Source organism: Stenotrophomonas maltophilia (assembly GCF_013464915.1).
GTDB classification, from domain to species: Bacteria; Pseudomonadota; Gammaproteobacteria; order Xanthomonadales; family Xanthomonadaceae; genus Stenotrophomonas; species Stenotrophomonas maltophilia_AT.
Genome location: NZ_RAVT01000004.1, coordinates 1 through 19,345 on the forward strand (window position 1 = coordinate 1; position 19,345 = coordinate 19,345).

A 19,345-nucleotide genomic window follows, 5' to 3' on the forward strand; every position below is an offset into this window, starting at 1 on the left:
ACCTTGGCACATCAAGCGTGTTGCAGTTGCCGGCCHGCGGCCGGCACTACCTCATCTGGTCGAACACCCCGGCCACCCAGTCGATGAACACCCGAAGGCGTGGCGACGGTGTGCGGCTGCGTGGGTAGACCAGGCTCAACGGGCTCGGCGTCGGCGGCACCTCCGGCAACAGCTCGACCAGTTGCCCACGTGCGATGTAAGGGTTCATCCGGTAGCGCGGCGCCTGGATGATTCCCAGCCCCGCCAGCGCGGCGCCCAGGAACGCATCCGCGCCGGAAACACGCACCCGTGCGGGCAGCGGCACATAACGCACCTGCATGCCTTGCTGGAACTCCAGCGGAATCAGCTGACCAGTGGCACTGGAGCGATAGCCGACCATTTCGTGGCCTTCCAGCAGGGAGTCGATGCTGCCTGGCAGACCCCTGTCGTGCACGTAGCCCGGCGAGGCCACCGTGACCTCACGCAGCATCGTCAACCGTCGCGCCGCCAGATCACTGTCGGCCAGCGCGCCGACCCGCAGCGCCGCGTCCACACCCTCACGCAGCAGATCCACATAGCGGTCGCCCTCGCTGACCTCCAGCTCGATCTCCGGGTAGCGCTGCAGGAAGTCCGGCAGGTGCGGAAGCAGCAGATGCCGGCCCAGCGTGCCATGCACCTCGATTCGCAACGGGCCGCGCGGGGGTGCGTCACGGAACGCGGCTTCAGCGTCGTCCATGTCGGCGATCAGGCGCAGGCAACGCCCATAGAAGGCCTCACCTTCCAGCGTCGGCACCACCAGCCGCGTGGTCCGGTGCAGCAGGCGCACGCCCAGCCGCTGCTCCAATGCCTTGATCGCGTCGGTCACCGTGGCCCGCGGCAGGCCCAGGTCTTCGGAGGCACGCGTGAAGCTGCGGCGCTCGACGATACGGACGAAGGCGCGCATCGCTGTGAAGCGGTCCATTATTCGGATTTCCGGATGATGTTGGCGGATTATGCATGATTATCCGAAATGGAAAGATCGCGAAGATGGTCCTGCGCCGCTCCGGCGTGCCTCGCTGGAATCCACCATGCCCAACTCCCCAACCCGCCCCGTCGCCCTGGTCACCGGCGGCTCCCGCGGTATCGGCGCCGCCATTTCGCGCCGCCTCGCCGCCAACGGCCATGCCGTGGTGATCAACTATGCCGGCCGGCGCGAAGAGGCCGAGGCCCTTGCTGCCGAACTCAACGCCGCCGGCGCACAGGCGATCGCCCTGCAGGCCGACGTAGCGGATCCACAGGCGGTGCATCGGCTTTTCGACGCCATCGAGGCGCGCTTCGGTGGCATCGACGTGGTCGTCAACAGCGCCGGCGTGCTGCAGCTGGCACCACTGGCCGACACCGACGACGCCCTGTTCGAGCGGGTGATCGGCATCAACCTCAAAGGCGCCTTCAACGTGCTGCGTGAAAGCGCACGACGGGTGCGCGACGGTGGCCGGCTGATCACCCTGTCCACCAGCGTGGTCGGCATCAGGTTGGAGAACTACAGCGTGTACGCGGCCAGCAAGGCGGCGGTGGAGACGATGGGCGCGATCCTCAGCAAGGAGCTGCGCGGGCGCAACATCACCGTGAACGCGGTGGCACCCGGACCCACCGCCACCGACCTGTTCCTGGAGGGCAAATCGCCGGAGCTGATCGAGCGGTTGGCCAAGCTGAATCCCCTGGAGCGGCTGGGTACGCCTGAGGACATCGCCGGTGCGGTCGGGTTCCTGGCCAGCGCCGATGGCGGGTGGATCAACGGCCAGGTGCTGCGCGCCAACGGCGGGATGGTGTAGGTCGCGCGGACGGCATCCACGCATGGCGTGGATCTACCGATCGCATCCATGCATAGCGCGTGAACTCGGTAGAGCCGAGCCCATGCTCGGCTGTTTCTGGCCTTCGCTGACGGGGAGCCAGATCACTGCGGGCCAACGGTGGGATGGTGTAAGGGCACCCTCTCTGGCTATCCTCGCTCAAACGGACGAGAGCCACGCGCATGGGAAAGCCGGGCATCTGGTATTGGCTATGGATGATCACCCTCCTGCTGGGAGGCCTGTTGGCGCTGGCGACGCTGGTGTTATGGACCTGGCTGCCTGGCGACGTACGCAATCTGGCGATGGCGCTGATCTGGGTGCTGTGGGCACTGGCGACCGTCTGCTTCTTCCTGGGGGGCATCGCCGATGGCTTTACGATCTGGGGCGTCAACCTCGCCAGGAAAGTATGGCGTGCTGAAACGCCAGGCCGGTTCTGGCTCTTCCACATCACCACGACGGTGCTGTGCGTCAGCTGCCTGAGCCTGCTGATCGTACCGATGATGATCGCCTGGCAGGGCGCGGCATGGTGACGCAGCGCTGATGTAGCGCCGAGCACGGGCTCGGCGGATCTTCGCGCGAGGGCCAGAAGCAGCCGAGCGTGGGCTCGGCTCTACAGTGTGGTCAGGCGCTACGCGCCTCGCGGCGGCGATGGACCCAGTAGTACAGCGTCGGCAGCACCAGCAGGGTCAGCAGCATCGCCGACAGCAGGCCGCCGATCACCACCACCGCCAGCGGCTTCTGGGTCTCGGCACCGATCGCATGCGAGGTCGCCATCGGCAGCAGGCCGAACATCGCCAGAAACGCAGTCATCAGCACCGTGCGCAGGCGTTGCAGCGAGCCCTGCACCACCGACTGCAGCAGGTCCATGCCCTGCTCACGCAGCTGGGCGAAGCGACTGAGCATCACCACCCCGTTCAGTACCGCCTGCCCGAACAAGGCGATGAATCCAATCGCCGCCGACACCGACAGCGGAATGCCGGTCAGCCACAGCGCCAGGATCCCGCCGATCATCGCCAACGGCACGTTGGCCAGGATCAAGGCCGCACTGCTGATGTCCTTGAAGGCATCGAACAGCAGCACGAAGATGATCAGCACCGACAGCGGAATCACCCAGCCCAGCCGCTTCATCGCACGCTGCTGGTTCTCGAACTCGCCGGACCATTCCAACCGGTAGCCTTCCGGCAGCTGCACGCTGGCATCCACGCGCTTGCGCATGTCGGCCACCACGCTGCCCATGTCGCGCCCGGCGATGAAGATGCTGACAGCCTTGACCCGTTGTGCGTTCTCGCGCGAGATGTTGATCGCGCCGCTGGCCATGCGGAAATCGGCCACGTCGGACAGCGTCACCGTGTGGCCGTCACCGATGCCGACGGGCACCGTGCGCAGGCGCTGCAGGTCGCGGTCGGCGTCGTCCAGGCGCAGCGTGATCGGGAACCTGCGGTCGCCTTCCCACAGCTCCCCCACCTGGCGGCCGCCCAGCGCGGTTTCGATCACCTCGTCGATGTCGCGCACGTTCAGGCCATAGCGCGCGGCGCGGTCGCGGTCGATCTCGATCTGCAGCTGCGGCAAGGAGCCGTCGCGGTCGATGAACGCACTTTCCACGCCCTCCACGCCACGCACCTGGCCCAGGATCGCCTGCGCGTGCTGGTTGAGCACGTCCAGATCCGAGCCACTGACCTTGATCACCACCTGGCCCTTGATCTGCGAGATGCTCTCCAGAATGTTGTCGCGCACTGGCTGCGAGATCGAGAACTCCGGCCCCGGAATGCGCTGCTCCAGCGTGCGCTGCAGGTCGCTCACCAGCTGCCGCTTGTCCACGCCCTTCGGCCACTCCTTCTCAGGCTTCAACGCCACCAGCGCCTCGATCTGGTTGGCACCCTTGGCATCGGAGCCGTCTTCCGGTCGGCCGAGCTTGGCCACCACCGTCGACACCTGCGGGAACGTGCGGACCAGCTCACGGATACGCCGCGACTGCTGCTGTGCTTCGGCCAGGCTGGTGCTGGGGTCGAGCGTGGCGGTCAGCCAGATCGAGCCCTCGTCCAGCTCCGGCAGGAACTCCGAACCCAGCCGCGTGCCCAGCGCCAGCGTAGCGACCAGCAGCGCCACCGCCGTCAGCACTACCGTACGCGGTCGCGCCAGGGCGCGCTCCAGCACCGGCTTGTACCAACCGGTCAGGCGATCCATCAGCGGATTGCCGTCGCGCATGCGGTCGCGCCGCAGCCACCAGAAGCAGAACAGCGGCACTACGGTCAGCGCCAGGATCAAGGCACCGATCAGCGCCGAGGTCACCGAGTAGGCCATCGGCGCGAACATCCGGCCTTCCTGGCGCTGCAGGGTGAAGATCGGGATGTGTGCGGCGATGATGATCAGCATCGAGAAGAACGTCGGCCGCCCCACTTCGGACGCTGCCGACAGGATGGTCGAGAAGCGTGTCTTCCTGTCGGCGCTGGGTGGCAGCTTCGATAGTCGCGAAACGATGTGCTCGGTCACGATCACCGCGCCATCGATGATGATGCCGAAGTCCATCGCACCCAGCGACAGCAGGTTGGCCGGCACGCCCCACAGGTGCAGGCCGAGGAAGGTCGACAACAGCGCCAACGGCATCATCGCCGCCACGATCAGCGCCGCGCGGGCGTTGTACAGGAACAGCCACAACACCAGGAACACAAGCACCGCGCCTTCCAGCAGATTGCGGAAGACGGTTTTCAGCGTGGTCGAGACCAGCCACGAGCGGTCGTAGAACGGTTCGATGCTGACCCCGGCCGGCAGCTGGTTCGCTTCGATATCGGCAATGCGCGCATGCAGGGCGTCAAGCACATCGGACGGATTCTCGCCCTTGCGCATCAGCACCATGCCGAACACCGCGTCGTCGTTGTCGTCCTGGCCAACCAGGCCCTGCCGGGGCAGGCCGGTGTCGGCGATACCGGCCAGATCGCGTACCAGGATCGGCGTTCCTCCACGCTGCGCCACCACCACGTTGCCGATATCGGCCGGCGAACGCATCAGGCCGACGCCGCGGATCAGGAACTGCTGCTGGCCGCGCTCCACGTAGCCGCCACCCGCGTTCGAACTGCCCTTCTCCAGCGCTTCGGCGAACTCGCCGAGGCTGATACCGCGGTCGCGCAGCTTGTCCAGGTCCGGCTTGACCTGGAACGTCCGCGCGAAGCCACCGAAGCTGATCACATCGGCCACACCCGGCACGGTGCGCAGGCTGCGCTCCATCGTCCATTCCTGAACGGTGCGCAGCTGGGTCGGCGTCATGTGCGGGCCTTTCAGCACATAACGGTAGATCTCGCCCACCGCCGAACTCATCGCCTCCAGTTCCGGCGTCACCCCTTCCGGCAGTTCCACGCCCTGCAGGCGTTCCAGCACCTGCTGGCGCGCGAAGTAATCGTCAGCCTTGTCATCGAAGGTCAGGATGATCATCGACAGGCCGAACTGCGTATGCGAGAACACCCGCACCGAATGCGGAATGCCGGACAGCGCCACTTCCAGCGGCATCGTCACTTCGCGTTCCACCTCTTCGGCAGCGCGGCCCGGGTGCAGCGACACTACGGTCACCTGGGTGTCGGAGACGTCCGGGAAGGCCTCCACCGGCAGCACGCGGAACGCGGCGATACCGGCGCCGATGAACAACAGCAACGCCAGCATCACCATCAACGGCTGACGCAGGCAGTAGGCAATCAGGCGATCGATCATGGGGCGGCGTGCCCCGTGCCGGTGCTGACGGTTGCCGGCGCGTTGTCCACCAGCTGTTGCAGCAGCAGGCCGCCCTCGACCACCACCCTGCTGCCTGCAGCCAGCCCTTCACGCACCCACAGCCGGCCATCGCCCAGTTCCTCGGCATGCACGGCGTGGCGCACGAAGCGTCCCTTGCCCTCCTCCACGAACACCACCTGCTTGCCGTCGATCAACAACACGGCCGCATCGGGCAGCGAGACACCGCCCTGGGCCGGCAACGCCACCTGGGCGCGCACGTACTGCCCCGCCTTGAAGCCGCGTGCGCGGTTGTCCAGCTCGGCGCGCGCCTGCACCACGCGGCGTTCGCTGTCGACGAAGTCATCCATGTGAAGCAGAGTCGACTGCACTACCGCGCCATCGGCCGCGTGAAGGCTCACTCCCATGCCAACCTTCACGCGACCGGCCAGGCTTTCGGGAACATCCAGCAGCACCCACAGGCGGTCCGGATCGCCGATCACCGCCAACGGCTGGTCGCTGTCGGGGCTGACCGACATGCCCGGGCTCATCCGCCGCTCCACCAGCACGCCATCGATGGGCGCGCGCAGCGGCAGGCGCTGGTCGACGCGCTGGCCGTTGCCATAGGCCTTGGCGAAGGCGGCCGCGCGCGCATGATCGGCCTGGCTGCCGGCGAAATTTGCCTCGGCCTCGTCCAGTTCACGACCCGACGCCACGCCTGCCGCATGCAGTTCGCGGGTGCGGTCCAGTTCCTTGCGTGCCTTCTGCAGCTCGGCGCGGCCACGCGTGCCTTCAGCCTGGGCCTGGCCGAACTCGGGCGATGTGATCCAGGCGATGACCTGGCCGGCCTTCACCTTCTGCCCCGGCTGCGCCTCGATGCGCGCCACCTGCCCCGGCAGCGGCGTGTGCAATGCGCTGGAGCGCGTCTCATCCCAGGCCACCCGGCCCGGCAACTGCAGGCTGGCACTGGCGCCGGCACTCACCGCCTCGCTGCGCAGCACGTCCAGCTGACGGCTGTCGGCGGGAAACTGGATCTGGCCGGCGCTGACCTGCGACGCATCCTCAAGATAGGATGCTGGCTCTCGACCGCAGCCGCCCAGCAGGGCCAGCACCAGCAACGCCGGCAGCACGGCATGTCGCGCCCGCAGGCGATGGGCAACGGTGGACTTCATCGGGATTCTCCTTCAGCAACGGATGTGGCGGCTTCCCAGCGCGCCAGGGCAATGGCATGGTCGGCACGTGCTTCGATCAGCGCGGCCTCGAAGTCGCGCCAGCTGCGGCGCGCGTCCAGCAGGTCGGTCAAGCTGGCAGCACCGCGGCGGTAGGCCAGTTCGATGCCCTGCATCGCCTTGCGCGCGGCGTCGGCGTGCAGCCCTTCGTAGGCGGTGCGGCGCTGCCCGGCGGACTGCGCGCTGGCCAGCAACTGGTCCAGCTCGGCACGCGCTTCGCGCTGCCGCACCTGCAGCTCAAGCGCCACGCTGTCACGGTCGGCCTCGGCACGTTGGATGGCACCGCGCGCACGCGATGGGCCGCCAAGGGGAATGGTCAAAGACACGCCCCAGGTGACACCACTGATATCGGTCGGCTCACGTTCGGCCTCCACACCCAGCTGGATATCGCGGTGGCGCTCGCTGCGTGCCAGTGCGACGCCCGCATCGGCTGCGGCCAGGCGCGAACGTGCCGCGCGCAGATCGGCACGTTGCTGCGGATCGAACGCGCGCGCATCGGCCACGCTGCTGGCATCCGGCCAGGGGTCATCGGCACTGAGGCCGCGGCTGTCATCGCGGCCGAGCAGCAGCCCCAGCGCATTCCGCGCGTCGCGCAGATCCAGCGCCGCCTCGCGCGCCGCGTCGGCTACCGCGAGGTCGTCCACCGCCAGCCGCGCGCGGTCGACCGGCGCCATCGCCCCTGTCGCGACCTGCTTGTCCGCCGCCGCCATCTGCTCGGCCGAACTCTGGCGGTTGGCCTCGGCAATCTGCGCCCGCTCCTGGGCTCCCTTCAGGCCGAAATAGGTTTCATGCAGCGCCACTTGTTGTCGGCGCCGGGTATCGAGCATCTCCAGCCCGGCCACTTCCAGGAGCGCATCGGCCTGGCGGACGCGCAATGCGCGCTTGCCACCGCGTTCCCATGTCCAACCCAGCCCCAGCGTGCTGTCCACCCGTTTGTCCTGCCAGCGTCCGGGGCCGATGCCATGCTTGGGGCTGATCTTGCTGCTGCCGATCGAAAGCTCGGCTGCGGGCCGCAGCGCGGCGGTCTGCGCATCGCCCTGCATGCCGCGCAGCTCCAGTGCCGCCGCACGCAGGTCCGGATTGTGTGCTTCCATCGCACGCTGTGCTTCCTGCAGGGACAGCGCCGAAGCCGGGGGCGCGCACCAAAGAGTGGCAAGTACGGCCACAAGACAAGAGGAGAAGTTCATGCGCGTCACGGTAAGGTGACGTACTTGCGCCAAACTTGCCCCAACCTTGCACGAAGCTTGCAATGCGAATCCTGCTGATCGAAGACGATGCCGCTCTGGCCGATGGACTGATCCGCGCCCTGCAGGGCGCCGGACATCTATGCGACCACCTCTCGCGTGGGCTGCACGCGCCCGCAGCGTTGGCCAGCGCACCGTATGACGTGATGGTGCTGGACCTCTCGCTGCCCGACGTCGATGGCCTGGATCTGCTGTCGCGGCTGCGCAACGATGGCGTCACCCTGCCGGTGCTGATCCTGACGGCACGCGACGGTGTGGAGGACCGCATCCTTGGGCTGGACCGGGGTGGCGACGATTACCTGGCCAAGCCGTTCGCACTGGGTGAGCTGGAAGCACGCCTGCGCGCGTTGTCACGTCGCCGCAGCGACGCACCGGCGCAGAAGCGGCTCGGGCGCCTGTGCTTCGACAGCATCCGCAATGAGGTACAGGTGGATGGCCAGCGCATCGAGCTGACCGCACGCGAGCTGGCGCTGGTCGAGGCATTGATGCAGCATCCCGGTCGCACTGTCACCAAGCAGCGCCTGTTCGATGCGTTGTACAGCTGGGACCACGAGGCCAACCTGTCGGTGATCGAGGTGCATGTCAGCCGCCTGCGCCGCAAGCTGGAACAGGCGCGCGCCGGCGTTGGCATCCGCATGCTGCGCGGCCTGGGGTATCGCATGGAGGCCGGCGGTGACTGAGGGCGTGCACAGCCTGCGCGGCCTGCTGCTGCGTCGCCTGTGGCTGCCGCTGCTGGTGCTGATGCTGTGCAGCGCGGTTGGCTCGTTCGCGCTGGCCCGCTTCTATGCCGGCCAGGTCTACGACCGCTGGCTGCTGGACTCGGCGATGTCGTTGTCCGAGCTGGTGAAGGTGCAGGACGACCAGGTCTCCATCGACATCACGCCGGCGGTCTCGCGCATGTTCACCTGGGACACCGCCGACGAAGTTCATGGCGAGGTGCTCGATGCCGCGGGCGGGCGCCTGTACGGCGATCTGCCCGAGGCACTGCCGCGCCCAACGGTCGCCGCCGGCGGCAACGACGCGGTCTACTACGATGCACGCCTGCGCGGCCAGGCCGTGCGCATGGTCGAGGTAGTGGTCAGCGCCGGGCCCGGCCATGACATCCGCCTGCGCGTGGCCGAAACGCTGCGCAAGCGCCATCGCCTGGAACGCAAGCTGCTGATGACCAGCATCCCCTTCCAGACCGCGATCCTGGCACTGGCCGCATGGCTGGCCTGGTCGGGCACCGGCGCCGCCGCCCGGCACGCCAACCAGGTCGCTCGACGATTGGCCAGCCCGCGCCCGGATCCGCTTGCTCCCCTGGAACCAGCGCAGGAAGCGCCGCGCGAACTGTGGCCCGCGGTGGAGGCCTACAATGCCCTGCTGCAACGTCTGGATGCCATGCAGGCCGCACAGCGGCGCTTCGTCAGCAATGCCGCACACCAGCTGCGCACGCCCTTGGCGGCGATGCAGGTAGAGCTTGAAAGCTCATTGCGCCAGCATGATCCGCAGGCCCAGCAGCTGGCGTTGTCCGGCACGCTGGCCGGACTGGCACGGTTGCAGCACCTGGTCAATCAGCTGCTGCTGCTCAGCCGCTCCGAGAATGCGCAGGGCAGCGCGCTGTCACTGCAGCCTGTGGATTTGGCCGCACTCGCCCGGGGAGTGGTCGAACGCTATGCCGACCGGGCGCTGGCCGGAGGCGTGGACCTGGGCTACGACGGACCGGATGACGGCGTGCAGGTACAGGGTGATCCGCAGCTGCTGCGCGAGGCGCTGGGCAATCTGCTGGACAACGCGTTGCGCTACGGCTTCGTGCGCGGCGTAGTTACCCTGGGTGTGCGGCAGGATGCCCACGGCGCGCAGGTGTGGGTGGACGATGACGGCCCCGGTATCCCCGCGGCTGAACGAAGCCACGTGACCGAACGCTTCTACCGCGCCAGCAGCGAAGGCGACGGTTGTGGGCTGGGCCTGGCGATCGTGGCCGAGATCGCGCAGCGGCATGCTGCAGTGCTGGCGATCGACAACGCCCCCATCGGTGGCGCACGGGTGGGATTGCGGTTCACCTGACCTTTGTCGAATTGTCTGTGCAGAGCCGAGCATGGGCTCGGCTCTACAGTTCCACGCATCGGAATCACGCCGGGCATGGCCCGGCGCTACCGTTACGGCGTGCTCATCGAATACGGTGCCTGTGCACCCTGCCCCGGCCAGTCCTTGTTCGGCTCGGCCTGCATGCTGAAACGCAGTTCGCCACCGGCCAGGATCTCATCGTGGCGCAGGAACGTGCGCTGCAACGGCGTGCCGTTCAGGGTCACGCTGCCCACATAGGTGTGCCTGTCGTCCAGACCGTCGGCCACAATGATGAAGGTCTTGCCGTTCGGAAGACGCATCGCGGTCTTCGGCAGGAACGGGCGGCCGAGGATGTACTCGCCCGAACCTGGCGCCACCGGATAGAAGCCGAGCGCGGTGAACACGTACCACGCCGACATCTGGCCCACGTCGTCATTGCCGGCCAGGCCATCGGGGCGATCGGCGTACTGGGTATCCATGATCTGCTTCAAGCGCGCCTGCGTGCGCCACGGCTGTCCCGCGTACGAATACAGGTAGGCCACGTGATGGCTGGGCTCGTTGCCGTGCGCATACCAGCCGATCAGGCCGGTGATGTCTTCCATGTGCGCGAAGATCGACGGATCCACCTTTGCATTGAACACATCGTCCAACCGCGCCAACAGCTTGTCGCTGCCACCGTGCACTGCGGCCAGCCCGGCCACGTCCTGCGGGACGTACCAGGAATACTGCCAGGCGTTGCCTTCGGTGTAGTCGGTGCCGTAGCCGCTGGCGCTGGGGTCGAACGGCTCGCGGAAGCTGCCATCGCGCTTGCGCGCGCGCATGAAACCGGTGTCCTTGTCGAAGGCATTGCGCCAGTTGCCGGCACGCTTGTCGAAGGTCGCCGCGACATCGGCCTTGCCCATCGCCTGCGCCATGCGCGCAATGGTCCAGTCGTCGAAGGCGTATTCCAGCGTCTTGCTGGCGGCCTCGCCTTCCTCGTCGATCGGCACGTAGCCCAGCTCACGGTACTGCGCGATGCCGTCGTAGGGGCCGTAGTTGGCGGTCTCGACCATCGCCTTCAATGCCTTGTCTGCGTCAAAGCCACGAATACCCTTCACGTAGGCATCGGCGATCACCGGCACCGCGTGGTAGCCGATCATGCACCAGTCCTCCAGCCCGTGGAACGACCACACCGGCAGCATGCCGTAGGGGCTGTGCTCATGATGGGCCAGCATGGAGTTCACGAAGTCGCTGTTGCGCTTTTCCGGCTGCACCAGGGTCAACAACGGGTGCAGCGCACGGTAGGTGTCCCACAACGAGAACGTCGAATAGTTCGTGAAGCCGTCGGCCTTGTGCACGGCATTGTCCGAGCCGCGGTACTGGCCATCGGCATCCATGAACAGCGTCGGCCCCAGCAAGGTGTGATACAGCGCCGTGTACGCACTGCGGCGCGCATGTTCAGGGGCATCGATATCGAGTACCGACAGTGCCTGCGTCCATTCCTGTTTTGCCTGCGCCCGCACGCGGTCGAAATCGAAGCCGGCCACTTCGGCATCGAGGTTGGCGATGGCGCCGGCCTCACTGACCGGCGAGATCGCCACCTTGACGATCAACGGCGCATCCAGCTTGCCGAAGTTGAAGGTGCCAACCAGCTGCTTGCCCTCGATCTGTGCACGCTGCGCCGGATCCTTCTCGCCCGGCGGCGGGAAGCCCTTGTAGACAATGTCCTTCTCGGTGCTATGCAGCTCATGCCCGGCCAGCGGCCGCGAGAAACGCATCGCGAAGAACAGCTGGCGGCCCGGCGCCCAACCACGGGTTTCACGGAAGCCGGTCACCGTGCCATCGGCGCGCACGCGCACCCGCGACCACAGCACCTTGCCCGGGTAGTCATACATGCTGGTGCGCATGTCCAACAGCAACTTGGCGTCGGTGCCCTTCGGGAAGGAGTAGCGATGCACACCCACGCGGGCACTGGTGGTCAGCTCGGCGCGCACCTTGTAATCGTCGAGGGTGACCGCGTAGTAGCCCGGCTCGGCTTTCTCGTCGTCATGGCGGAATCGGGAGGCATAGCCGCTGCCCGGCTTCTCCGGATCACCGCGCTCGAGCCCGGGGTTGCCGGTGAACGGCATGACCAGGATGTCACCCAGGTCGGAATGGCCGGTGCCTGAGAAATGCGTGTGTGAAAAACCGACGATGCTGCTGTCGTCGTAGCGGTAGCCAGCTGCCCAGCCGTAGGCTTTCTCACGCGGCTGGATGCGCGTATCAGGGCTGAGCTGGACCATGCCGAACGGCACCGTTGCACCCGGGTAGGTGTGGCCCTCGCCGCCGGTGCCGATGAACGGGTCGACCGAGGCATAGGCCTTGTCGGCGGCGGTTCTCGGCGTGGCAGCCAGAGCGGCACCGGAGGCAAGCATGGCGGTGGCGGCGACAGCGATCAGGAGACGACGGTCCAGCGTGGGCATCGGCATTTGGATCGATTCAGGTGATGGCCGGATCCTAGCACCGGGCTTCCCGTGCCGCATGTTGCAGTGCGTCCATCCGCCCTTCCATGGGTCACACCTCCAAGTAGACGCTTCCCACGCGAAGCGCAGGCGTACTTGCTGTGCAGCCGATGCCGCCCTGCCCTGCGCCCACTCCCGGGAGAGCACGCATGAACATCCGCGCTGCATGATGGATCGTGATGGGAAGCGCGTTGGCTTTCGCAAGACCCGGCTACGCCACGCCGTCCACTACGGCCACCACCTCGCAGCCTCCACAGGATGACTACACCATCCTGCGGTTGCTGGTCACCGACGACCTGGGTCGCCTGCTGCTGGAACACAAGCGCCACGGCTGGGAAGCAGCGGAGCTGATCGGCACGGAAGCGCTGCGGATGGAAACCCTGCCTGCCTACGCCGCAATGGCCTTCTGGATATCCGCCAGCGGGGCATTGGTCAGGTCCTTGGCGATATCGCCCAGCAGGCGCGCCTGGGTTTCCTTGTGCAGCAGTGGGCGGATGCGTCCCAGCGTGGTCGGGTCGGCCACCAGCACCAGGTGCGCATAGCGGTTGTTCAACGCATCATCATTGAGCTGCTCGGCCACCTGCTTGGCAAACGTGGCTTCATTGAGCTGCGAAATGGACATGTCCTTCGGCACGGCGCCGGCCGGTCCCTGCCCCGAAACGCCCTGCTCGCTGATGTCCTGCAGGCGCAGTTCGCCCTCCTGCTTCAATGCCAACTGGTGATCACTGCCGACGTTGGTGAATACACGGGCCGATCCGCCATCGGCGACAACCACAAGCGTACCTTCGGGAATGCGACGGGTCATGCGATGCTCCTTCTCTGTTGCGTTCGCCTCTACCGTAGAGGGCCGAACGTGAGCGGTGCGACCAGATTCCGTTCAACGCATGTCATCATCGCTTCGCACATGAACAGGCGCGATGGAACACAGCGTGCAGATCGACGCGCTTCGCCGCACGCTCACGCGCGTGCCGCTATGATGAACCCATGATCGACACGACCCACTACGTGACGGGCGCACCTGTTACGTGGGAAGCACTGCCGACCGGCGCTTCGCTTGCCACGCCGGCTTCTGCCACGCATGTTCCCGCTTCGCCCATCCATCGCCTCGCGCTGGATCCTGGCGGATGACACCCGCAGGCGCTTCGCCTGCCACTTCCCGCATCGCTGTGATTCCCGGCCGCTGACTGCGCCGCCGTAATCGCATTGCCATGTTTCCGCCGCAACGGCGGTGCTTTGCCGTGCCCGTGCATCCATGCATGCCGCCTTCCCCATTCCACATCTCCAAGGGAGCCCCCATGCAGGACACACCCGAGGCACATGCCCATTTCGGCTGGTTCAAACGTCGCCGCCACCTGAAGGTCGATGAGATCACCGTCGTCGACAAGCCCATGCTCAAGCGCGCCGTGGGCGCCGCCGCACTGGGCAATGCCATGGAGTGGTTCGACTTCGGTGTCTATGGCTATCTGGCCGTCACCATCGGCCAGGTGTTCTTCCCGTCCAGCAACCCCACCGCGCAGGTGATCGCTGCCTTCGCCACCTTCACCGTGGCGTTCCTGGTGCGGCCGCTCGGCGGCCTGGTGTTCGGCCCGCTCGGTGACCGCTACGGGCGCCAGAAAGTGCTGGCGTTCACCATGATACTGATGGCACTGGGCACGTTTGCGATCGGCCTGATTCCTTCCTATGAGCGCATCGGCATCTGGGCTCCGGTGCTGTTGCTGCTCGCACGCGTAGTGCAGGGCTTTTCCACCGGCGGTGAGTATGGCGGCGCGGCAACCTTCATCGCCGAGTATTCCACCGACCGCAACCGCGGGCTGATGGGCAGCTGGCTGGAATTCGGCACGCTGGGCGGCTACATCGCCGGCGCCGGCACCGTGACCGCGCTGCACATGCTGTTGAGCAGCGAGCAGATGCTGGACTGGGGCTGGCGCATTCCATTCCTGGTGGCCGGTCCGCTGGGCCTGCTCGGCCTGTACATGCGCATGAAACTGGAGGAGACCCCGGCCTTCCGTGCCTTCGCCGAGGAAGCCGAGAAGCGCGAGCACGATCGTCCCGGGCTGGGCGCGCTGTTCCAGGTGCACGGCCGCCAGCTGCTGGTATGCATGGGCCTGGTGCTGGTGTTCAACGTCACCGACTACATGCTGCTGACCTACATGCCCAGCTACCTCAGCGTCACCATGGGCTATGCCGAGAGCAAGGGACTGCTGCTGATCATCATCGTGATGCTGGTGATGATGCCGTTGAACATCGTCGGCGGATTGTTCAGTGACAGGCTGGGCCGCCGACCGATGATCATCGGTGCCTGCATCGCGCTGCTGGTGCTGGCGGTGCCGTGCCTGCTGCTGGTGGGCAGCGGCAATGACTGGCTGATCTTCCTTGGCCTGATGCTGCTGGGCCTGGCGCTGGTGTGCTTCACCAGTTCGATGCCGTCCACGCTGCCCGCGCTGTTCTATACCCCGGTGCGCTACAGCGCGTTGTCGATCGCGTTCAATGTGTCGGTGTCGCTGTTTGGCGGCACCACGCCGCTGGTGACCGCGTGGCTGGTGGAGCGCACCGGCGATCCGCTGGTACCGGCGTATTACCTGATGGGCGCGGCGGTGATCGGGCTGGTGACGATGCTGTTCGTGAAGGAAACCGCCGGTCTGCCGCTGCGCGGCTCACCGCCGGCGGTGGGTAGCGAGAAGGAAGCCGCTGCATTGTTGAAGAGCGATGTGCCGGTGACGGTGGATCCGAGCCTGCCGCCGCTGCCGGACGTTGCAGAGCCCGATCAGGTGAAGCCGGCCTGAGGCTCGGCGCGAAACGCCAACCGCGCATGGCGTGGATCTGCTGGACGGGTAGCGCCGGGCCATGCCCGGCGGCATTTCGCGCGACGTGCGCCTGGCAGGCAGACGCCGATGTCACACGCCGTGCGGGGGCGCCTCGGCCTCCCCGCCCTCGCGGGTCAGCTTTCCGGGCGTCCAGTGCAGGGTCCACTCGTACGCCCCCTCTGGCGGACAGACGTGTTGGAAATCGCGGGGAATTTCGCAGACCGTTGCGCCTGCGGTCACAGTGAAGGCAACGATGATCCGGTTGCCCTCGATTCGGATCGACCGCACTGCGCCAGGAATCTGGATGCCAGCGTCATCGCCGTAGCCCGATTCCCGGATGGCCGCGAAGTCCTCGGCCTCCACCCGTGACAGGCTCTTCGGGTTCTCCTGGCCGCGCGGATCGTTCGCCGTCAGTGCGGTCATCACCGCCACCACATTACTTTGCGCGAAGCTGCCACCGGTATAGGTGGAGGTGTAGAAGTACACAACTTCAGAACGACCATCACCATCGAGATCGGCAACAGCCGTCCACGCCGGGCGGAAGTCCGATTCGATATCGTCGCCGGGAATAAGCCGCAGGCTGGCTTCGGCGGCGTGCAAGGCCTGCACCAGGCTGGGCGGCGGCACCGTGCGCTTGACGACAGGTGGCGCGGCCATCACCGGCAGGCAGGACAGCGCCAGCACTGCAGGCGCCAGATGGATCAGGATCGAGCGGAGCGTTGCGGATCCGTGCATGACGTCCTCCTTGAATGTGCGGGCAGTCTAACCTGCGGCTCCTGTAGCACCGGGTCATGCCCGGCGATCTTCTGCCCGATGTGCACAAGGCATCCACGCTCGGCGTGGATCTACCGGGAGGTGTTCAACTCCATCGCGCGCATCACGATGGGCTTGGCCCAGTCCGGCGTGTGCAGCAGTTCGGCCACCGACACCGGGTACTGCAGTTGGCCATGCGCCATCGCCAGCACCGGCAGCGGCTCGACGCAGCCTTCGGCGTCGGCCGGTGCGCTGTTGTCGTAGACGTGCAGTTCGGCCAGGTGCGGCAGCAGTTCCAGCAGGTTCTCGCGCGCCGAATCGAAACGAGCGTGGATCTTCTCCACCGGAATGTCATGGCCACCGGCGGCCACCCGCGCTGCAACGCGGGCGATATGCAGGTCCACCGTGGCCAGGCCGCAGAACCAGATCGCCACGTGATGGTGCTCGCAGGCCTCGCGCAGCAGGCGTGGAATGGTGTTGCCACCCAGCGTGGTCTCGAAGGCGAAGTCGGTGCCATCAGCCATGGCCCGGCGCAGGCGGCGGGTGCCTTCCTGCCATGCCTCGGCATTGGCATCGGACAGCGGCCAGCCGGCCTCCACCAGGCGACGGGTGAACGAATCAGGGTTGAACCAGCCCAGCCCTTCGGCTTCCAGCCAGGTACCGAGCAGCGAACTCTTGCCGGCGCCGTTGACGCCGGCAAGCACCAGGATCCGTCCCATCGGTCAGAGCGGACGGCCGAGGGTGACCTTGCGACCGCGGCGGATCGGCTGGCCCAGCACCTTGCCCAGCCCCTCCCCGCGCTGCAGGCTGGCCAGGGTCTGGTCGAATTCACCGCGCAGGCGCAGCAGCTCTTCGCTGCGCTCACCGGCATCACTGCCGGCGGCCTTGGCCAGCAGCTCCTGATAGACGCGGATATCCACGATCACCGCTTCGGGGTGGTTGTGGTTGGTGATGACCAGCGCCTGCTTCTCGCGCACGGTACGCATCAGGCTCGGCCAGCCGCGGGTTTTCACCGACGAGGCCGGGGCCTTTTCGAGGCCAGGCAGATCCAGCGGCAGGGTCATGACACGGCTCCAGACGAGGGCGATTGAGGCCATTATGCCCAATTTGGCCCAATTGGGGATAAATGGACCTTTACCTGCCGGAACCGTCCGCCGCGACGTCGGGCGCATCGGTCTGCAGCAGGCTGTCGCGCTCGCGCAGCGGGAAGCGGATCCAGGCATCCAGGCCTTGTGGGCCAAAGCGCAGCTCCCCGCTGCCGGCCAGCTCGTACGGCACGCGCTGCTCGATCAGCGCCCGGCCAAGGCCGCGCTGGCGTGGCAGCTCCCAGTCCTCCACGGCGGCATGGCGCTCACGCCAGTGCAGGCCCAGCCATGACTGGCCTTCCTGCACCTGCAGGTGCCAGGACACCTCGATCCGGCCGTCCTCATGGGTCAGGGCACCATGCCGCAGGGCGTTGGTCGCCAATTCGTGGATCGCCAGGGACAACACTTCGGCCGCCTTCGGTGGCAGCAGCACGTCCTCGCCCTGCAGGTGGTAAGCGGCCGCTGCCGGCGTCTGCGCTGCGATCTCCTCATCCAGCATGCCGCGCAGGCAGACCCCCGCATTGGCCCCACGGGTCAGCAGGCTCTGCGTGCGCGCCAGCGACATCAGGCGCCCGCACAGCCGCTCGGCATACTCATCCACACTGCCGACCGACTCGCGGGTCCGCCACGCGATGGCGTGGATGGTCGACATGATGTTGCGCACCCGATGCTGCAGCTCGGCCAGCAACACCGCCTGGCGTTCGGTCGCGCGCTTGAGATCGTCGATGTCCACGGCGATGGCGAACACGCCGCTCACCTCGCCATCGGCATCGCGCAACGGCGCCGCAGCGACCCGGGTCCAGCGCACCCGGCCATCGTCGTGCAGATACTGGAACTCCAGCCCGGGCACCACGGTTTCCCCGCGCATCGCACGGGCAATGGCGAAGTCCTCGGGCCCGATGGTGGAGCCGTCCGGATGCCAGCCCCGCCAACGATGCTGGTTCTCCGCATCGGTCGAAGGCACCTTGCCACTGGGCAGGTACGCTCGCATCTGGTCGTTGGACAGCACCATGCAGCCCTGCAGATCGACGATGCACAGACCCACCGGCAGCACCTTGAAGGCCAGCTCCAGGCGCCGCTCGCTTTCACGCCGGCGTTGCTCCTCGCGCTCGCGCGCGGCCTGGGCCACGTGCGCAGGGGTGGTCTCGAACATCGTTACCAGCACACCATTGATGCGCCCTTCCTCGCCCCGGATCGGGCTGTAGGTGATGGTGAACCAGATGTCTTCCAGGCGACCACGCCGGGCCAGCGGATACAGCTTGTCCTCGAAGGTGAGGGTCTCTCCCTGCCAGACGCGGGTATAGAGCGGCCCGTTGATGTGCCAGACCTCGGGCCAGCACTCGCGGGTCGGCTGGCCGAGTCCCCCGGGGTGCTTGTCGGCCAGGATCTCGGCGTAGCCATCGTTGTAGAGCTGCACCAGCTGCTCGCCCCACAGCACGATCATCGGGAACCCATGGGCCAGCATCAGGTCGACGGTGGCGCGCAGGTGTGGCGGCCAACGCTCGATCGCGCCCAAGGGCGTGGAGGACCAGTCGTGGCGGGCGATGCGCGCGGCCATGCCATCGTGCCGGGCATGCATGCGCAGCACAGGAGGCACGGACCCACGCATGTCGGCAGCATGGAGACCTTCAGTCGGGCGGGCCATGCCGCGCAATCAGGCGGCGCCCGCAGAGGCCCGTGGGACCGCCACCAATCCGGCCAGTTGCTGGACCAGGGCCTCGATGTGGTAAGGCTTGGTGCAGCGAGGAGCGGCAGCAAAGCGGCTGGGCAGGTTCTCATCGTAGCCGGAGGTGAGCAGGAACGGTGTGCCCGCCTCGGCCAGTCGATCGGCCAGGGGATAGACCTGCTCGCCGCCCAGATTGATGTCCAGCAGTGCCACATCGATGGGATGGGTATCCACCAGCTGGCCCAGCGCCTGCAGATCGCCTGCAGGCCCGACCACCTTCGCGCCCTTCAGCTCCAGATAGTCGACCAGGAACATTGCGATGGCGAATTCGTCTTCCGCCACCAGTACGCGCAGCCCATTCAGGCCATCCCGTTTGCTACCTGCCTCCAGCACGCCCTGCACTCCTCGGTACACGCGGCCTGCTTCGCCGCAATGCTGGCAGGATGCGCGATCCGGGTTACAAGGGCGCGTGACGACCGATGAAGAACGCTGCCACGCCGCATTCACTCCGATGATGCAGGCGTCGCGGGCGGC

The 19,345-nt window shown here is 66.8% G+C and carries 16 protein-coding genes; 5 read left to right on the forward strand and 11 right to left on the reverse strand.

The features are described from left to right. Positions 1–46 precede the first annotated feature (46 nt). On the reverse strand, positions 47–940 hold the full coding sequence (locus D7T59_RS01145) for a LysR family transcriptional regulator (protein WP_180851207.1): 894 nt from the start codon (positions 938–940) through the stop codon (positions 47–49). 106 nt (positions 941–1,046) lie between these two features. On the opposite strand from D7T59_RS01145, the gene D7T59_RS01150 reads away from it, so the two are divergent. Both D7T59_RS01150 and D7T59_RS01155 read left to right on the forward strand, forming a co-directional pair. Further along, positions 1,047–1,790: an SDR family oxidoreductase gene (locus D7T59_RS01150; protein WP_164137646.1), complete on the forward strand. Its 744-nt coding sequence runs from the start codon at positions 1,047–1,049 to the stop codon at positions 1,788–1,790. A 233-nt stretch (positions 1,791–2,023) separates the two neighbouring features. Further along, positions 2,024–2,338 carry a hypothetical protein gene (locus D7T59_RS01155; RefSeq protein ID WP_180851208.1) on the forward strand — a complete coding sequence of 105 codons (315 nt, stop codon included), beginning with the start codon at positions 2,024–2,026 and terminating at the stop codon, positions 2,336–2,338. A gap of 91 nt (positions 2,339–2,429) precedes the next feature. Here the strand turns inward: D7T59_RS01155 and D7T59_RS01160 are convergent, their stop codons facing one another. From D7T59_RS01160 to D7T59_RS01170, 3 genes are read right to left on the reverse strand one after another with little or no spacing between them, the layout of a single operon-like run. Next, complete coding sequence (locus D7T59_RS01160; protein ID WP_180851209.1) at positions 2,430–5,507, reverse strand: efflux RND transporter permease subunit; 3,078 nt, start codon at positions 5,505–5,507, stop codon at positions 2,430–2,432. After that, positions 5,504–6,676, reverse strand: a complete 1,173-nt coding sequence (locus tag D7T59_RS01165) for an efflux RND transporter periplasmic adaptor subunit (RefSeq protein ID WP_180851210.1) — start codon at positions 6,674–6,676, stop codon at positions 5,504–5,506. Before D7T59_RS01165 ends, D7T59_RS01160 begins: the two co-directional genes overlap by 4 nt. Beyond that, positions 6,673–7,920: a TolC family protein gene (locus D7T59_RS01170; RefSeq protein WP_180851211.1), complete on the reverse strand. Its 1,248-nt coding sequence runs from the start codon at positions 7,918–7,920 to the stop codon at positions 6,673–6,675. Before D7T59_RS01170 ends, D7T59_RS01165 begins: the two co-directional genes overlap by 4 nt. A gap of 62 nt (positions 7,921–7,982) precedes the next feature. On the opposite strand from D7T59_RS01170, the gene D7T59_RS01175 reads away from it, so the two are divergent. Both D7T59_RS01175 and D7T59_RS01180 read left to right on the forward strand, forming a co-directional pair. After that, entirely contained in the window at positions 7,983–8,657 is a 675-nt protein-coding gene (locus tag D7T59_RS01175; RefSeq protein ID WP_180851212.1) for a response regulator, read from the forward strand. After that, positions 8,650–10,023 carry a sensor histidine kinase N-terminal domain-containing protein gene (locus tag D7T59_RS01180; RefSeq protein ID WP_180851213.1) on the forward strand — a complete coding sequence of 458 codons (1,374 nt, stop codon included), beginning with the start codon at positions 8,650–8,652 and terminating at the stop codon, positions 10,021–10,023. Before D7T59_RS01175 ends, D7T59_RS01180 begins: the two co-directional genes overlap by 8 nt. A gap of 92 nt (positions 10,024–10,115) precedes the next feature. On the opposite strand, the gene D7T59_RS01185 is transcribed toward D7T59_RS01180, so the two are convergent. Then, the gene (locus tag D7T59_RS01185) at positions 10,116–12,470 is read right to left on the reverse strand and encodes a GH92 family glycosyl hydrolase (protein WP_180851214.1); all 2,355 of its coding nucleotides are present in this window, start codon (positions 12,468–12,470) and stop codon (positions 10,116–10,118) included. Positions 12,471–12,891: 421 nt separating this feature from the next. Further along, positions 12,892–13,308, reverse strand: coding sequence for a host attachment family protein (locus D7T59_RS01190; protein ID WP_106548619.1), 417 nt, complete (start codon positions 13,306–13,308; stop codon positions 12,892–12,894). Positions 13,309–13,798: 490 nt separating this feature from the next. Between D7T59_RS01190 and proP the strand changes: the two genes are divergently transcribed. Then, positions 13,799–15,286 carry a glycine betaine/L-proline transporter ProP gene (proP, locus tag D7T59_RS01195; protein WP_164137654.1) on the forward strand — a complete coding sequence of 496 codons (1,488 nt, stop codon included), beginning with the start codon at positions 13,799–13,801 and terminating at the stop codon, positions 15,284–15,286. 111 nt (positions 15,287–15,397) lie between these two features. Here the strand turns inward: proP and D7T59_RS01200 are convergent, their stop codons facing one another. The 5 genes from D7T59_RS01200 to D7T59_RS01220 all read right to left on the reverse strand — a co-directional run bounded on the left by D7T59_RS01200 (position 15,398) and on the right by D7T59_RS01220 (position 19,204). Continuing rightward, a complete protein-coding gene (locus tag D7T59_RS01200) occupies positions 15,398–16,042 on the reverse strand; it encodes a hypothetical protein (RefSeq protein WP_164137655.1) in 645 nt (214 codons plus the stop codon). Positions 16,043–16,152: 110 nt separating this feature from the next. After that, on the reverse strand, positions 16,153–16,779 hold the full coding sequence (locus tag D7T59_RS01205; protein ID WP_180851215.1) for an ATPase: 627 nt from the start codon (positions 16,777–16,779) through the stop codon (positions 16,153–16,155). A 3-nt stretch (positions 16,780–16,782) separates the two neighbouring features. Beyond that, positions 16,783–17,124 (reverse strand): type II toxin-antitoxin system prevent-host-death family antitoxin, encoded by a 342-nt coding sequence (locus tag D7T59_RS01210; protein ID WP_164137657.1) that lies wholly within the window; start codon positions 17,122–17,124, stop codon positions 16,783–16,785. 70 nt (positions 17,125–17,194) lie between these two features. Then, positions 17,195–18,790, reverse strand: a complete 1,596-nt coding sequence (locus D7T59_RS01215) for a sensor histidine kinase (RefSeq protein ID WP_180851216.1) — start codon at positions 18,788–18,790, stop codon at positions 17,195–17,197. A gap of 9 nt (positions 18,791–18,799) precedes the next feature. Beyond that, on the reverse strand, positions 18,800–19,204 hold the full coding sequence (locus tag D7T59_RS01220; protein ID WP_180851248.1) for a response regulator: 405 nt from the start codon (positions 19,202–19,204) through the stop codon (positions 18,800–18,802). Positions 19,205–19,345: the final 141 nt, after the last annotated feature.

Coding starts and splice junctions, on each gene's coding strand:
- D7T59_RS01190 (WP_106548619.1), bottom strand. CDS start 13,308: ATGACCCGTCGCATTCCCGAAGGTACGCTTGTGGTTGTCGCCGATGGC.
- D7T59_RS01150 (WP_164137646.1), top strand. CDS start 1,047: ATGCCCAACTCCCCAACCCGCCCCGTCGCCCTGGTCACCGGCGGCTCC.
- D7T59_RS01210 (WP_164137657.1), bottom strand. CDS start 17,124: ATGACCCTGCCGCTGGATCTGCCTGGCCTCGAAAAGGCCCCGGCCTCG.
- D7T59_RS01175 (WP_180851212.1), top strand. CDS start 7,983: ATGCGAATCCTGCTGATCGAAGACGATGCCGCTCTGGCCGATGGACTG.
- D7T59_RS01145 (WP_180851207.1), bottom strand. CDS start 940: ATGGACCGCTTCACAGCGATGCGCGCCTTCGTCCGTATCGTCGAGCGC.
- D7T59_RS01215 (WP_180851216.1), bottom strand. CDS start 18,790: ATGGCCCGCCCGACTGAAGGTCTCCATGCTGCCGACATGCGTGGGTCC.
- D7T59_RS01170 (WP_180851211.1), bottom strand. CDS start 7,920: ATGAACTTCTCCTCTTGTCTTGTGGCCGTACTTGCCACTCTTTGGTGC.
- D7T59_RS01160 (WP_180851209.1), bottom strand. CDS start 5,507: ATGATCGATCGCCTGATTGCCTACTGCCTGCGTCAGCCGTTGATGGTG.
- D7T59_RS01165 (WP_180851210.1), bottom strand. CDS start 6,676: ATGAAGTCCACCGTTGCCCATCGCCTGCGGGCGCGACATGCCGTGCTG.
- proP (WP_164137654.1), top strand. CDS start 13,799: ATGCAGGACACACCCGAGGCACATGCCCATTTCGGCTGGTTCAAACGT.
- D7T59_RS01200 (WP_164137655.1), bottom strand. CDS start 16,042: ATGCACGGATCCGCAACGCTCCGCTCGATCCTGATCCATCTGGCGCCT.
- D7T59_RS01185 (WP_180851214.1), bottom strand. CDS start 12,470: ATGCCGATGCCCACGCTGGACCGTCGTCTCCTGATCGCTGTCGCCGCC.
- D7T59_RS01155 (WP_180851208.1), top strand. CDS start 2,024: ATGATCACCCTCCTGCTGGGAGGCCTGTTGGCGCTGGCGACGCTGGTG.
- D7T59_RS01205 (WP_180851215.1), bottom strand. CDS start 16,779: ATGGGACGGATCCTGGTGCTTGCCGGCGTCAACGGCGCCGGCAAGAGT.